This window comes from Streptomyces humicola, assembly GCF_024436035.1.
Lineage (GTDB): Bacteria > Actinomycetota > Actinomycetes > Streptomycetales > Streptomycetaceae > Streptantibioticus_B > Streptantibioticus_B humicola.
This window is the reverse complement of record NZ_JANFNG010000005.1, coordinates 1-14679: the sequence shown is the minus strand read 5'-3', so window position 1 is coordinate 14679 and position 14679 is coordinate 1. Positions and strand designations below refer to the sequence as shown.

The window sequence follows — 14679 nt, the reverse complement described above, 5'->3', positions numbered from 1 at the left end:
CCTCGACCGATCCTGTCAACCAGCAGTTAACAACGAGCCGGGGGCTCGCTACTGGCCGGAGGGACTGAAAGATGCCGGGCACCGGTGACATGTCCACACTCGCCGCCAGGCTGGACAACCTGTTCGAGCAGATCCGGCCACCGGGTCAAGGGCATCGCAAGTACACCAACGTGGAGGTCGCGGAGGCGATCAAGAAAGCCGACCCGGGCATCCGGGTGAGCCGCGCCTACCTCTCTGCGCTACGGAACGGCGCCAAGACGAACCCGTCCACAGACCTCCTCGCTGCTCTCGCCCACTTCTTCTCCGTTCCCGTTTCCTACTTGCTGACGTCCACCCCGACCGGGCAGGCCGTATCGGAGCTGGAACTGGCGAAAGTCGCGCACAATCACGGCGTCAGAGCTCTCGCGCTCCGCGCATTGGACCTCTCTCCCGAAGGCCTCGCCGCCGTCACCCAGATCGTCGAACACGTACTGCAGAGTGACAAGCGCACCGACGACTAGACGGGGAAGGCCTCGATCAGTGAACGACAGGCAGCTGCGCCGCCACTGCAGACGACTCCTCAAACAACTCGATATCCACCCCCCTTTGGACGTATATGAGTTGTGCGAGCGCGTGGCACAACGACGAGACCGGCCCATCCGATTATCCGCCCGCCCCATACCCGTGGCCAGCATGTTCGGGCTGACATTCGCCACCGCAGAGGCGGACTACATCGTCTTTCAACAGCACACCAGTAAATCCCACCAGGACCACATTATTCTGCACGAACTCGGCCACATCCTTGCCGGGCACACCGGTCTCGCCTCCGGCCCTGGCGTCACCGCGGAGCTTTACCGCGGCATGAACCTCGACGCACTGCGCGACCAATATTCAGACCTGGAGCCGGAGACCTTACGTAGAGCTCTCCAGCGTTCCGCCTACGACACGAGTGAGGAGCGCGAAGCCGAGACGGTGGCCACGATCATCCTCGAATGGGCGTCAGTTCTGGACTGTGTGGCCGATCCTCCGTCCGACCAGTCAGCAGTACGGAAAATCGAAACCGCTCTGGGCGACAGGCTGGGCTGGCTATGAACTTAATCGTCGTGCTGCGCTCCATCGAAGGCATCGCCGTGTGCTGCGCGCTGGTGTGGAAGCTCTACCAGCTCGCCCGCCTGCCGAAACATCTACCACTCCGGCTCGTCACCGTCTGCCTTGCTCTGGCAGTCGCTTCATTCCCATGCGAGGCGCTGCTGGATCCCAGCGTGATGGCGCAGACCCGCCCGGGGCCGATCTGGCTGATGTGGCTACACGAATCCATCCTCCTACCACTGTTCTATACGCTGATCTGCTTCTTTCTGTTCTCCGCGCTCAATGCTCGGCAAGCAAGGCGTCGCGCTCGACGCGAGGGCGTGGTGCTCGGGTGCGCCTTGACCGTTCTGACCGCTATCGCCCTGGCTCTGCGCGGCGGCCCGTCGGCCAGTTACCCTCTCGCGCTCGTTTCGGTCTTCTTCCTGACCGCCGACCTGTATACGGTGTACGGATTCGCTGTCGCGATGGTATGGACCCGCCGCTATGCAGCGAGCGCAGGCCGACGCCTCGCCCGAGGCCTCGAGCTGGCTACCATCGGACTTGTCGCCCTGGAAGTCGCCACTACCCTGACCATAGCTATTGTCATCATCCACTGGGCGGGCGGCCGGGTGGCAGCCTGGCTCGTCAACACTCAGCCGCTTCTCCTCGTCCCCGGCATCGTGGTCTTCATGGCCGGAGTGAGTTATCCAGGGCTGGCCATGCGACTGGCCGCGGCGCGCATATGGTGCCGTCACCTGGGCGCCTACCACCGGCTTCGCCCCTTGTGGAGCCTCCTTCACGAAGCCTTCCCTGAAGATGCCTTCCATCGCGTTCCCACCGGCCGGTGGAGAGACATGACCAGCCTGCGGGGTATCCACCGGCGCTACTACCGGCGGGTGATCGAATGCCGCGACGGCTTGGTCCGTCTCAGCCCGTTCGTGGCCAACGCCACCCAAGACGGTCCAGCACCCGTCTCGTTGGCTGATCAAATCCACGCCGCCCTGAAATCGGCGGCCGTGGGTGAGACCGCCCCTCAGCATGTCGTGCCCCTGGCCGTGCCCGACAGCACCGGCCTGGAAGCCGATGCCGCACGACTCGTTGCACTCTCTCAATCGCTGCAAGGAAGGAGCGTCCTGTGACGCATGCACTCATCATCGGTGGCGGAATCTGCGGAGCCGCCACAGCTCTGGCCCTGAACAAGGCGGGAATCACCTCCACCATCTACGAGGCTCACGCATCCCCCGCGTACCAAACCGGGGCGTTCTTGATGCTCATGCGCAACGGGCTCGACGCATTGAAGGCCATCGACGCCCATGCGGCCGTGGCCGACGTCTCCTTCGCCACACCGCACATCGAGCACATCGATCACGCCGGCACACCCGTGGACCTCGCGCCGATCGGCGGGGAAGGGGAGCCGCCGTGCACCGTCACCCGCTCGGCCTTGCTGCAAGCGCTGCATGAGCAGGTCATCAAACGCGGCGGCCGCATCGAATACGGCAAGCACCTCGCAGAGGCCACCACGGCCGGGCGCACGGTGGTCGCCAGGTTCGCCGACGGTTCACACGCCGAGGCCGACCTGCTCGTCGGTGCCGACGGCATCCACTCACCCACCCGCCGCCACATCAACACGGCGAACCCGTCCCCCCGCTACACCGGCCAGAACATCATCTACGGTCACACCGACGATCCGGCCGCCCCCGCAGCGGCGCCGGGCACCTTCCGCATGGTCCACGGCTCGCAGGCGTTCTTCGGCTACACCACCTCGCCCGAGGGCCGCACCTTCTGGTTCTGCCGGTTCCCCGGCACCCGGTACACCAGCGCCGAGCAGCAGGCCGCCGAACCCGGACAGTGGCGGCGCACGGCCCTGGAGTACGCCGAAGCCGACCGGACGGAGGCAGCAGCCATCATCGGTGCAGCCGACGACAGTGCCACCGCCACCAGCATCTTCGACCTGCCGTCCATACCCTGCTGGCACAACGGGGCGATGGTGCTGGCCGGAGACGCCGCGCACGTCTCCTCGCCCTCGGCCGCGCAAGGAGCGTCCGTGGCCGTCGAGGACGCCGTCATCCTCGCCAAATGCCTGCGCGATCTGCCCGATCCGGCCACGGCGTTCGCCGCCTACACGCAGCTGCGCCGCTCGCGTGCCGAACGCCTCGTCGCCTTCAGCGCCCGGCAGGCCGAGCACCAGTCGGACATGATCGGCGAGGCCCGCGACGCCCGGGACTGGCTGTACGCCCACCACATCGACTGGCACTCCACCATCGAGAACACGTCTTGACCGTGCGCGTGAGAAGCCGGTTGGGAGGAAGTTCCCGCACTGTGGGCCGGTGCTGGTGGATCAACAGCTGCAGCCTTCTGTGCGAGCACCGTTGCCCAGCATCGCGATCAGCTGCTCCTCCATAGCGTATTCGTCTTCGGCAGACTGCTCCTGCGGCTGGGGCTCAACGCAGGGCCGTTCAACGGTGCATGCCTTGGGGGGGGGTCACACCGTTGCGCGGATGCCCAGCTGCGGCGCCGGGTGACGGCGGCGACGAACAAGGTCGAGTCGTTCAACCGTTTCTCCCGGTGGGTCGGCTTCGGCAACCAGGGCCTCATCGCCGACAACGACCCCGTCGAGCAGGAGAAGGCGATGAAGTTCAACGCCCTGCTCACCAACGCGCTCACCTTCCACAACGCCCTGGACATCGCCGAGATCGTCCGCCAGCTGCTGGAGGAGGGGTGGGAGATCGACCCCGAGGGCCTGGCCCAGGTCTCGCCGTATCTGACCGAGCACATCAAGCGGTTCGGTTCTCTTGCGGGTTTGGCTGTGTTGCTGATCACGGCCCGGACGTCGCGGCGAGAGGTGAGAAGGGAGGATCAGCGGAAGGCGGTCTCGTTGTTGACCGTGCGTTCTGTGATGATGACCGTGAGTAGCGGCAGCGTGCGCGCGGGGATCGAGCCCGACGGGGTTGTCCCGATCCGTGCGGCGCCCATGGCCAGGTAGAAAGGCTCGGCGTTGGGGTCCGCGTCGATGGAGAGACGTGTGAAGCCGAGGCTGTGCGCAGTGGCTATGACGTGCTCGAATAGGCGGCGGCTGATACCCCGCCCGATGGTGTCCGGCTCGACGAAGAGCATGCCCAGGACCCCTTCTGGCGGGCTTCCTTCAAGGGTTGAAAAACTCAGGATGCGGCCACCGTCCTGCTCCGCCACCGCGGTCCGCAAGCTCTCGACCTTCGATGCGGGGACGGTCAGTTCGTCCCGGCAAGCGGCCATGAATGCCTCGTCGTAGTCCCAGTAAGCCCTGGACCGAAGCGCCAGTTCGCTCAGAATCTCGGCCTCGGTGCTTTGCGCGGCTCTGATCAGCACCGTCGCCCCCTAGCTCGCGGCACTTTCGCCACGTCTCGCTCGATCTTGGCAGGTCCGGTCTATAGGACCGCGTCGACCGTTGCAACGGGTTTCGGGACCCACGGTGGTGATCAGTCCTGAGGCCTGCGGCTGGGTGCCAGTGAGATCGAGTAGACGTTGCCGAGCAGTTCGTCCCGCTCGGCGGTGACGCGGTCCAGCTCGGTGGAGAGCTCGTTGACGACCTGGGCGTAGAAGTCGGTGAGCTCCTGGCGCTCGGCCTCGGCTGCCTTGAGCCGGGTGCTGGCTTCCTCCAGTTCGCTGGTCCTCTTCTTCAGCTTCGCGACCGGGAGCGGGTCACCGGCGAGGACGTGGGCCCTGGCCTGGAACTGCTCGGCGAGGTCGCGGTGCCTTGACCCGGGTGCTAGCTCGTCATCACCTCGGGCAAGAACCAGGGCAAGCGCCCCTCGATCGCTACCGTCTACCGCATCCTCGCCGAGGACACCCGACAGCATCGGATGAGCCCGAACACCCATCAGGAATTCAAGATCATCCCATGGCCCCCTTTGGGCTTACCTCGGCGATACCCCTGGTAGGCCGACTTCCGGCTCACCCGCAGCCGCCGCGCCACTTCCGGCGGCTTGACCTCCTGCTCGAACAACTCGGCCGCCTGCATCCGCACCGCCTCGTGGCGCTGGTGTCCCGCGGCGGTCAACCCGCCCCCATCCGCGTACCTCACACACCACGAGGTACAGCCAACGCCCCATCTTTATCAGGGACTTCGAGAAGAATCTCCCGGACGAGCCGAAGTCAGTAGCGCTGGATCTGTGGGACGTCCTTGACGAACACTATCGCGTCGTTTCCGGCCAAGTGTGCCGGGTTGAGCGGGGAGTAGCCGTAGTAGGGGGACACGCGGGGGGCGGGCTGCGTGTCGCCGAGGGTGGTGGCCAGCCGGGTGGCGTCGATGACGCAGCGGTCCTCCAGAAGCGCGTACAGGAGTCCTTCGACGGTGTCCGGTGGCGGGGTGTCCACTCCCTGGTGCCGGATCGTGCCGAGGGCCGTGGCCAGGAAGGCGTACCGCTCGCCCAGGCGGGCGCTCACGATCGCGCCGGCGCTCCACCACTCCACCGGCCCCTCCCACATCTGCATCGTGCTCTTGTCCCGCTGGAGATGGCCGTTGTGGGCGTGGACCAGTGCCGGGCCCTGTTCGGCGAGGGAGAGGAGGTTGTCGGCCATCATCTGGTCCCGCAGGGCCACCAGCCGGGTCATGCGGCTCGGTGAGGTGTCGGCCATCCAGAAGTGGTAGCGCAGCAGGCCGGTGGCGGTGCGCCCGTACAGGCGTGCGCGGTCCCAGTCGTCCCGCGAGGTCGCCGTGATCAGGTGCGGCGTCTGCGCGTCGAGCATCGCCAGCAGGTCGTCGGCGAGGAGCCGCAGCTGACTGGCCTCGGCCGACTGCCCCACGGACTGGGCCGGATCCATCATCGCCGCGGGATTGGTCCACCGATCGTCGGCGCCGAGCAGGCGGTCGAGCGTTTCCGCGGTGCACGGGAGCAGGTCCGCGTCCATGTGGGCCGAGAGGTAGCCGTGGAGTGCGGTGAGGGCTTGCCGGGGGCTCGCGGCGCCGGTGATCTCCAGCGGACCGTCGAAACCGGCGAAGCGCAGCCGCTCGGACGCGGGCCGGCCGTCGTTGTAGGCGCGCATCCAGCGCACGAGTTCGCGGTTGGCCCCGGACGTGCCGAACCCGTGGCTGAATCCGCGCTCCATGACTTCGTCGAGGGTTCCCGTGCCCGAGGTGACGTAGTCGTCCACGACCAGGCCCATCATGCAGTCGCTCTCGATCGCGATCGTCCGGTAGCCCTCCTGCTCGACGAGCTGCCGGAAGAGCTTGTTGCGCAGGTCGAGGAGAGTGTCCTCGCCGTGGGTGGGCTCGCCCAGGGCGAGCAGCCGCGGCCGGGCCGGGAGCAGCCTCATGACGGCAGCCGCCTCGACGGCATGGGCGGTGTCCTTGATGTCAGTAGCCATGCCTTCAACGGTATCGTTGAACTTTCGTTTGAAACTTCCTTGCGATATCGGCAGGACCATGGAGCGAAACCCTCAAAAAGGCGAGCGGCTCAGGCCGATTGACCTGGCACGCGGGCACGGTCTGTCCACACAGGCGATCAGGAACTACGAGGCGGCTGGCATCCTTCCGGCCGCCGGTCGCACACCCCACGGCTACCGCACCTACACCCCGCTGCACGCGCAGGCCCTGCGCGCGTTCCTCACCCTGCTGCCCGGCCACGGCCACCAGACGGCGACGTCGATCATGCGCGCGGTGAACCAGGGCGCGGCCGAGGAGGCGTTGCACCTCATCGACGCCAGCCACGCCCAGCTCCTCGACGACCGCCGGACCCTCCAGGCCGTGCAGCGCGCCCTCCGCGACCTGCAGCACACCAGGGCGCCCGAGCCCAACGCAGTGTCCGGGCCCGGCGGCACGTTCATCGGGCCGCTGGCAGGGAAGCTCGGAATCCGGCCAGCGACGCTGCGCAAATGGGAGCGCGCCGGGCTGGTGCGCCCGCGCCGCGACCCGCAGACCGGATACCGCGTCTTCGACCAGGCCGACGTGCGGGACGCCCGGCTCGCGCACCAGCTCAGGCGGGGCGGCTACCTGCTGGAGCAGATCGCCCCGCTGATCGCCCAGGTGCGGGCGGCAGGCGGGCCGGAGCCGCTGGAGGCCACCCTGCGCGACTGGCACGGTCGGCTGTCCGCCCGCGGGCGCGCGATGCTGGCCGGGGCCGCCGAGCTGGAGGCGTACCTCCGCGAACGCGGATGAGATTTCGGCCGTCAGCCGAAGAGAGACTCCCAGGACTGACACACCCGTGTGCGCGACGGGCGCCCCCACCCGGCACCCCTCAGAGATCCCAACTACCGCTCCCAGGTTCCAACCACGTCTCACAGCCACAGGGGCCGGGCAACGTCACCCTGACGAGCCAAAGTCAGTAACGCAGCACTCTTCTTCCGACAGTTCGGGCGTCGCCGACGCACCTGGACATCTGACGGTGACGCTACCCAGCTCCCCATGGGCGCCGATCTCGGGGCGCGGACGCGGAGGCGGGCCGACGGATGCTCACTGTTCTCGACCAGAGAATCTCAACCTGGAGTCGAGGGTTCGCGGTGTGCGTTGATCGCGCACCCAACTTGCCACAACGCGAAAAACGACGTCGTGGTCGAGGGCCCGGCTCTGGCGCTCCCGCCGCTCCATGCGAAGCAGCGCCGTGATGGCTACCGGCGAGACGACCGGTAACGATCAGCGTCGGTGCTTCGTATCGTTCGGGTCGGTGGACGGAACGAGTCCCGTGGGGGTCTCCTTGACGGCTCCCTGCTGGAGGAGTACGTCTATGTCCGCGTCGAGCGCGGCCTTGATATCGGAGCCGAGGCGGAGCCAGCCGAAGTACCGTGCCGTCTCCCGCAGGAGTTCCTCGCGTCGCAGGCCGGGGGATTCCGACAGGATGCCCAGGAGGGCGATCTTTCTCTCGACCGATGGCACCTGGGATACCTTCTTCCGGTCGAACTGCTCGCTGGGCGTGCGGGCTACCGTGACCGGGCGGTCCGGCAGATCCCAGGTGGTTCCGTCGCGGGTTGCTCGGCCGGATCGTTGGAGCAGATCGAGTGCGTTGCGTATGCGATCCTGGACCACCTGGCCAGCGCGGTCGAGGCCCCAGGCCTCGCGTACGCGGGCGATGAGAAGCTCCTCCTCGACGGGGCCCTCCGCGACCATGATGTGATGTGCTACCTCGGCGACAGCCCGACGGGCGTCCCAGTCACGGATGTCGATGTCGGGCCGTCCGAGTGCCTCGCTGAACACCTCCCGCAGCTTCCGCAACTGTGCGCTGTCGAGGGCATGGTACGGCGCGCTCCAGCCGGAGCGGTCAGCCTCCGTCACGGGGACGATCTCCACCGACGGGACTTCGTTGCCGCGTTGGAGTGGCGGCTCGTCCAAGCGCACCTGTGCCACCTCGGCGTACGGGTCGGCAGCACACGCAGTCTCGACGGCTTCGCGCAGTTGACGTTCGGCGTCCTTGCGATTCCGGTACCAGTCCGTGCCCCAGATGCGGTGCAGCTTCCACCCGAGGCCGCGCAGGATCTCCTCGCGCAGTCGGTCGCGGTCGCGTGCGACCTTGGACGAGTGGTACATCGCGCCGTCGCACTCGATGCCGATGGCGTAGGAACCGGGTGCACCGGGATGGCGGATGCCGAGGTCGATACGGAATCCGGCCACACCTACCTGCGGCTGGACGTCGTATCCCCAGCGCCTGAGCGCGTCGAGCACCTCCTCCTCGAAGGGGCTCTCCGGAGCCGCGTCCGGGAGCGCGGCAGCGGTCTGGAGGATCGCCGGTCCCCGCTCCGCGTACTGCAGGTACCGCTTGAGGTTCTGGACGCTCTTGTTGGGGCTGTCCGGCAGGTCGCCGCCGTGGAAGGAGGCGACGACCTCCATCCGGAAGCGGGCGCGGGTCACCGCGACATTGAGCCGTCGCCCGCCTGCCTCGCGGTTGATCGGGCCGAAGTGGGCGTACAACTTGCCCTGCGCATCAGGTCCGTAGCCGATCGACAGGATGATGACGTCCCGTTCGTCGCCCTGCACCGTTTCCAGGTTCTTGACGAAGAAGCCGCCGAGGCGGTCCTCGGTGAAGTAGCGGTCGAGATCCGGTCGCTGAGCCCGGGCCTTGGCCACGGCGTCCTCGATGGCTTCGGCCTGCGCCCTGGACAGGGCCACGACGCCCAGGGTGAGCTTCGAGCGCGTGGAGAAGTGATGGATGACGCGCTCGGCAACGAGTTCGGCCTCGCGCGGGTTGTCGCGTCGATTGCTGCGGTCGTAGACGCCGTCGGCCTTGAAGAACTCCACGCCCACGCTGTTCCCCCGGACGAAGGCACCAGGGAAGATGGTCATGCTCTCGTCGTAGAACTCGTGGTTGCTAAAGGCGATGAGGTTCTCGTGGCGGCTGCGGTAGTGCCACCGCAGCGGCAGCTCACGGAGCACTCCGCTTGCCTTGCAGGCGTCCAGGATGGATTCGAAGGAGTCGGCGGCGTCCTCATCCCAGTCGTCGTCATCGTCGGCGTCGCTACCGGCGCTGAAGAACGAGGTCGGCGGCAGTTGCCGCCGGTCGCCCGCGACGATGAGTGCGTTGCCACGGTAGATGGAGTTCACCGCGTCCTGCGGAAGTACCTGTGAGGCCTCATCGAAGATGACCACGTCGAAGAGGAAGTCGGACGGAAGGAACTGGCTGACCGTGAGCGGGCTCATCATGAAGCACGGCTTGATGAGCTGGACCACCTCGCGCGTCTCGCTCAGCAGCTTGCGCACTGGCATGTGCCTGCGCTGCAGCTTGGCCTGACGGCTCAGGACGGCCGCCGGTCCGACCGTGGTACGGCGTGGTCTGCGCTGGTTGCACGCGGCGATCACGCCAGCGTGCGCGGCCTGGACCAGGCCTCGGTCGAGTCGCCGGAAACGCTCGACGAGCTGGTCGCGCTCCGCCGCGCGCAGCGGGCGCAGTCGCCGGTCCTCCGCCAACTGCTGCTCGACCCAGGCCTGGAGGACGGCCCGCTCCAAGGAGCCCGGAAAACGCTGAGCGGGAATTCCACGATCCGCCAGTTGCTCGGGCAGCCCCTCCAGCCCGTACCGGCGCACCACCTCGAGGCCTTCGGTCGCGGAGTTCCAGGCGTCAGGGCCGTGGGGGTCATCGGCCATCCGGTCGAGCAGGCCCCGGGCTGAGGTGAGCGAGGACGCGAGTTCCTCGCGTATCTCGCGGGCCCGCGTGAGCTCGAAGTAGTCGGCCAGGGCGTCGATGCCGCGCTGCCACTCGTCGATGCGGCGGGAGACCGACGCGTCGGGTTCGACGGTGGTCATGATCCGGGCGGCTGTATCGCTCAGGGGCGTGGAGATCCCGTCGTTCGCGGTGCGGCGTACTTCGTGTGCCCAGTCGAGTGCGGTCTGGACGGCGTCCCGGTCGGTGGCGATGCCGTCGTAGAGGGCGCCGAGCAACTGTTGGTCCTGCTGGTCATGGCTGAGGAAGTCGTCCTGTGCAGCGCGGGCCGCGGTGACCGCGGCGACGGCGGACCGAGCGGCCGTGAGAGTCAGCCAGCCGGTGGCGGGCGCCACCGCATCGACGGTCCGCGCCACGGCATGGATGAGGGCGGCCGTATCCTCGAGCGGTTCCAGATGGGCGCGCAACCACCGGGCGCAATCCTCGAAGGCGTGGGCCGCGAGCTGGGATCCCACCGCAGACAAGTGTGGTTGGCGCGTGTGGATCTCCCAGGTGTCGCAGACCTCTCGGATGCGCGGAACCGGCCGGAGCAGTTCCGTCCGGGTCGGCCCTCCCAGGGCGAGGGCGCTGATCAGAGGGGTGCGTCGTGCCGGGTCGGCGAGCTGGTCGCGGGCGAACCGGTGGACCGCCGCCGCGGTGTCGAGGGCGCTCGCGAGGGCGGCGGTATCCGCTCGTCCGTCTGTCCCGTACGGCCCGAGCAGGCCCGGCTTCGACAGCTCCCGCGGGCTGGCGTCCGGGCCTTGCCAATCTCGGCTCGCCCGGAGTGCCCGGGCGTCGCGGAGCAGTTCACCGGCGCGCGGGTCGCCCGCTTCTCCCACCCCGACGAGACCGGGCACCGTGTCAAGTCCCTGATACCACTCGGCCAGCAGGGCGCGGTCGGTCTTCTCACGCTCGGTGAAGGCGGTGCTCTCCCGCTGGGCGGCTTGTGCGGTGCTGATCGCCGCCCGTGCTGACGCCAAGGTGTGGCCGGTGTCGGCCGGGAACGGCCGGCCACCGATGGACTTGACGGTATCGATCAGGTGAGTCGCGTCGTCGAGCGGTACGAGGTGTGCGCGAAGCCAGCGCGCACAGTCGGTCAAGGCCTTCTTGGTGAGCTCCGCCCGGACATCGGAGAGCGGGGCGTCGTCGAGGGCATGACTCCAGGCGTCGGCGCTCTCGGTCAACCGCTCGCCTTGTGCGAGCAGGTCGGGAGGCGCGGTGCCTCCGAGCGCCAGGCATTCGGCCAGTTGCTCCCTGCGCCGGGGATCGGCGACTGCCTCGGACGCAAGCCGGTGGATTGCCTCGGCGTGGTCCAACGCGGAGGTCAGCACGCTCATGTCGGGGCGTTCGTCCGCCACGTAGTGGCCGAGGAGGGGCCGGTGGGTGCGGACGGCACGGATCAGCGTTTGGCACGCCTCGTGCCAGTCAAGCGCCAACGGCAGCTGGTCCTGGAGGCCGGCACGCCACCCGCCCATCGTGCTCAGACCGCCAACCAGTTTGCGGTCTGCACGCACCTGAGACGACAGGACAGCCGCGAACCGCCCCCCGTTCCCGGTGAGCCGCCGCACGGCCTCGGGCAGTTCCTCGGTGTGCGGTGTCGCCGGTCCGAACGTGTCGCGGGCGGCGGCTTCCGCCGCCTCGACCGCCCTAGCCGCGGCCTGCAGTTCCTCCACTGCGGCATGCACCTGGGGCAGGAGCTCCGGATCGAGCCATCGCGGCAGCGCACGGTGCTCGGCAGCGGCCAGGCCGATGAGCGTGGCCAGGGCGCGGACCTCGGCAATGGTGACGGGTCGGGGACAGCCGAGCCGCGCGGCGGCCTCGTCGCCGGTGTCCCGGGCGCCGTCGAGCACGTCGGCGAGGTGGGTGAACCGGGTGGCGAGGCCCTCTGCGGCGTGCCGGGTCAGTACCAACAGATCGACGCCGGGAGGCTCGAGGGCGGACAGCGCGCGCTCGGCCGACATGGGATCGGCGGCCAGCGTGTCGGGGAGTTCGGCCCACCCCGGTCCGGCCTCGGCTTCCGCCAGCTCGCGGGCAGCGGTGGTCCGGGCGAGGCGCTCCAGAAAGTCGTCGAGCGCGGTCGCGACGCACTCCACGGCGGCACGCCGGACCTCCTCGAGCGCGTCCGGCACGAGCCAGGCTTCTACAGGCCGGTGCCCAGCCTCGGCCAGGGCGGCCAGCTCGCACAGCGCGCGCACGCCCTGGATGCTTCGCGGCGCGTAGGCGCCAAGCTGCTGGGCGAGCTCCTGAACCGACGGGGCTGTACGGCTCAGCACCTCCGTCAGACGCTGGAACTCCCGTGCCATGTCCTCGGCCTGCTCCTCGGTGAGGGCAGTCAGGTCAAGGCCCGGCGGATCCAGGCGGGCGAGCTGACGCTCGGCGTCGGGCGGCTCGGCCGTGAGCCGGACGGAGATTTCCTCCCAGCGGGCTCCGGCCACATCGCGCGCATCATCCCGCGCGCGGCGGAGCCGGCGCAGCCTGCGGAGGAAGGCCTCCACGGGGCCGTCGACCTGCTCGGCCATGTCGCGAGCGGTGAGCCACCACTTGGGGGTTCCGGGACGCCGGGCGACCAGGCCGAGGAGCTGGGTGAGGCGTTGGACGGCGGGGACGTCCCCGAAGCCTGTCCCCGTGGTGCTCAACTGCTGGTATGGCTCCACAGCAGCGGTCAGCGCGTCGAGGGCCGTCCTTGCCTGGTCCAGTGCGGTGCTCGGATGCGGCAGGCCGCGCCGCAGGTGGCGCCAGGGGAAGGCCGGGTCGGCGACCGCTTGCCAGGCATCCCTGATCGTCTGCGCCGCCTGGACGATCGCCTGCAGGTCGCTACCCGCGAGGCGCTCGGGGCGGTAGCCGTCGTCCTGGCCGGGGGCGGCCGGGGCGAGATAGGCGACGGGCGCGTCGCGGAGTTTCGCGATGCGCCCGATGACGTCGTGCAGGGTCCGGCCGAGCGGCTGGCGCACCTCGTTCATGGCTGTGGAATACGCGGAGAGGGCGATCCGGTCGTCCTGGGCCTGACGCCTTTCCTGTTCGGGGAGTTCGGGCGCTTGGGGCTCCTCGGTGAGCGCTCGCCCGAGTTCCTGAGCGACGGCCTTGCGGCTGGTGTTGTGGCTGTGCAGGGCGAGCGCGTACGAGTCGAGGCCGACCGACCTGAGGCGCTGGAGGACGACGTCCAGGGCCGCCGCCTTCTCGCTGACGAAGAGCACGCTGCGGCCCGCGTGCATCAGGCCAGCGATGATGTTGGTGATCGTCTGGCTCTTTCCCGTACCGGGTGGGCCGTCCAGGACGAAGGACTTGCCCGCGACGGCCGCGGCCACCGCCTGCCGCTGGGAGGCGTCCGCGTCGAGTACGAGCGGGACCTCCTCGGGAGGACTCAGCTCGTCGATGCGGTCAAGGGGGATCTCCTCGAAGTCGAACCGGTCGGAGGCGAGCGCGCCGCCGGGGCCCACGGCGATCGCCCGCACCAGGTCACTGGCGAGCACGGCATCCGCATTGTCCAGCAGATCCTTGTACATCGCCTCCTTGTGCGCGGCGAAGAGTGACACGACAAGGCGGTCGGTGACCTCCCACAGCGGCTTGCCGGCGACGGTTCGACGCACGAGGTCCAGCACGGCCGGCACGTCGTTCGGATCGGACTGGGCAGCCTCGGTCCAGTCGATGCCGAACTGCTCGAGCTTGATGCCCAGGGCCGGGTTGATCCGGGGCTCCTCGTCGTCGCTCGCCCGGAGCAGGAACTGACCGGTCTTGGTGCGTTCGAGCTCCACGGGGAAGAGGATCAACGGCGCCTCGCTGGAGCTGGTCGCGCCGTCCTCCCGCCAGTTCAGCATGCCGACGCCGAGCTGGAGGGTCCACAGGCCGTAGTCGTTGAAGATCTGAATGGACCTGGAGCGCAGGCTGCGCAGGGCCCGCATCAGGGCGGGGGCGGTCGTCTTCTGCGTGACGATCCCGGCGTCGTCCTCCCCGTCCACCACGGCGGAAGGGGTATCGGCGTCCGCGTCCCCGGCTTGTTGGCCGTCGTTGGATTCCGGAAGCGGAGCGAACGGCCACGGCCTCTCGTTGAGCGCGCTGACCAGATCGGCGGCGCCCGGCCGGATGATCTCCAGGGTCGAGGACTTCGTGTGCCGGAAGTTCAGCAGCCGGTTGCGCCCGCTGAGGTCGACGAGCGAGGTCCGCCAGCCCGCGAGAACCGCCTTGAACCGGTCGAGATCGTCGCTGCCGCCACCGGCGGTGTCCTGACTGATCACGCTCGTCCTCCCCCTCGGTGCGCACTCAGGACGCCCGTCTGCTCACCGACCGTAACTTCCGCACGGGATATGGCGGATTATATGCCTCCCAATTGGCTGGAGAGAATATGCTCGTGAATGAGCGTCAGCGGCCTGTAGAACCGGATCGCTTCGCGGTCAACGCGGGATCTGGGGGACGCCACCTACCCAAGGTGCGCGCCACGTGATGACCGGACGAGCGTCCATCACGGGTCTGGTGAACTTCGGTTACAGTTCGCTGGTCCGTGCGGCTGCCTTGAGCCGGTCGAGGCTGGTGTATC

9 protein-coding genes and 2 pseudogenes are annotated in these 14679 nt (G+C 68.4%); 6 read left to right on the top strand and 5 right to left on the bottom strand.

The genetic code is table 11. The features are described 5' to 3' along the window. The first annotated feature begins 71 nt into the window (after window positions 1–71). The 5 genes and pseudogenes from NGB36_RS09130 to NGB36_RS33380 form a co-directional block, all read left to right on the top strand. Window positions 72–500 carry a helix-turn-helix domain-containing protein gene (locus NGB36_RS09130; RefSeq protein WP_255919666.1) on the top strand — a complete coding sequence of 143 codons (429 nt, stop codon included), beginning with the start codon at window positions 72–74 and terminating at the stop codon, window positions 498–500. 172 nt (window positions 501–672) lie between these two features. Continuing rightward, window positions 673–1071 carry a hypothetical protein gene (locus NGB36_RS09125; protein ID WP_255919862.1) on the top strand — a complete coding sequence of 133 codons (399 nt, stop codon included), beginning with the start codon at window positions 673–675 and terminating at the stop codon, window positions 1069–1071. 11 nt (window positions 1072–1082) lie between these two features. Next, the gene (locus NGB36_RS09120; protein ID WP_255919665.1) at window positions 1083–2186 is read left to right on the top strand and encodes an MAB_1171c family putative transporter; all 1104 of its coding nucleotides are present in this window, start codon (window positions 1083–1085) and stop codon (window positions 2184–2186) included. Then, window positions 2183–3325 (top strand): FAD-dependent oxidoreductase, encoded by a 1143-nt coding sequence (locus NGB36_RS09115; RefSeq protein ID WP_255919664.1) that lies wholly within the window; start codon window positions 2183–2185, stop codon window positions 3323–3325. Before NGB36_RS09120 ends, NGB36_RS09115 begins: the two co-directional genes overlap by 4 nt. 39 nt (window positions 3326–3364) lie before the next feature. Further along, window positions 3365–3826 (top strand): annotated as a pseudogene (locus NGB36_RS33380) (Tn3 family transposase); the annotation flags it as partial. A gap of 77 nt (window positions 3827–3903) precedes the next feature. Here NGB36_RS33380 and NGB36_RS09105 read toward each other — a convergent pair. The 4 genes and pseudogenes from NGB36_RS09105 to NGB36_RS09095 all read right to left on the bottom strand — a co-directional run bounded on the left by NGB36_RS09105 (window position 3904) and on the right by NGB36_RS09095 (window position 6390). After that, window positions 3904–4392 (bottom strand): GNAT family N-acetyltransferase, encoded by a 489-nt coding sequence (locus tag NGB36_RS09105; RefSeq protein WP_255919663.1) that lies wholly within the window; start codon window positions 4390–4392, stop codon window positions 3904–3906. Between the two features lie 110 nt (window positions 4393–4502). Beyond that, entirely contained in the window at window positions 4503–4883 is a 381-nt protein-coding gene (locus NGB36_RS09100) for a hypothetical protein (protein WP_255919662.1), read from the bottom strand. Window positions 4884–4930: 47 nt separating this feature from the next. Then, window positions 4931–5107, bottom strand: a pseudogene (locus tag NGB36_RS34025) (helix-turn-helix domain-containing protein); the annotation flags it as partial. Window positions 5108–5178: 71 nt separating this feature from the next. After that, entirely contained in the window at window positions 5179–6390 is a 1212-nt protein-coding gene (locus tag NGB36_RS09095) for an erythromycin esterase family protein (RefSeq protein WP_255919661.1), read from the bottom strand. 58 nt (window positions 6391–6448) lie between these two features. On the opposite strand from NGB36_RS09095, the gene NGB36_RS09090 reads away from it, so the two are divergent. Continuing rightward, window positions 6449–7180, top strand: a complete 732-nt coding sequence (locus NGB36_RS09090; protein WP_255919660.1) for a TioE family transcriptional regulator — start codon at window positions 6449–6451, stop codon at window positions 7178–7180. Window positions 7181–7654: 474 nt separating this feature from the next. On the opposite strand, the gene NGB36_RS09085 is transcribed toward NGB36_RS09090, so the two are convergent. Further along, window positions 7655–14380: a DUF3320 domain-containing protein gene (locus NGB36_RS09085; RefSeq protein ID WP_255919659.1), complete on the bottom strand. Its 6726-nt coding sequence runs from the start codon at window positions 14378–14380 to the stop codon at window positions 7655–7657. Between the last annotated feature and the right edge of the window lie 299 nt (window positions 14381–14679).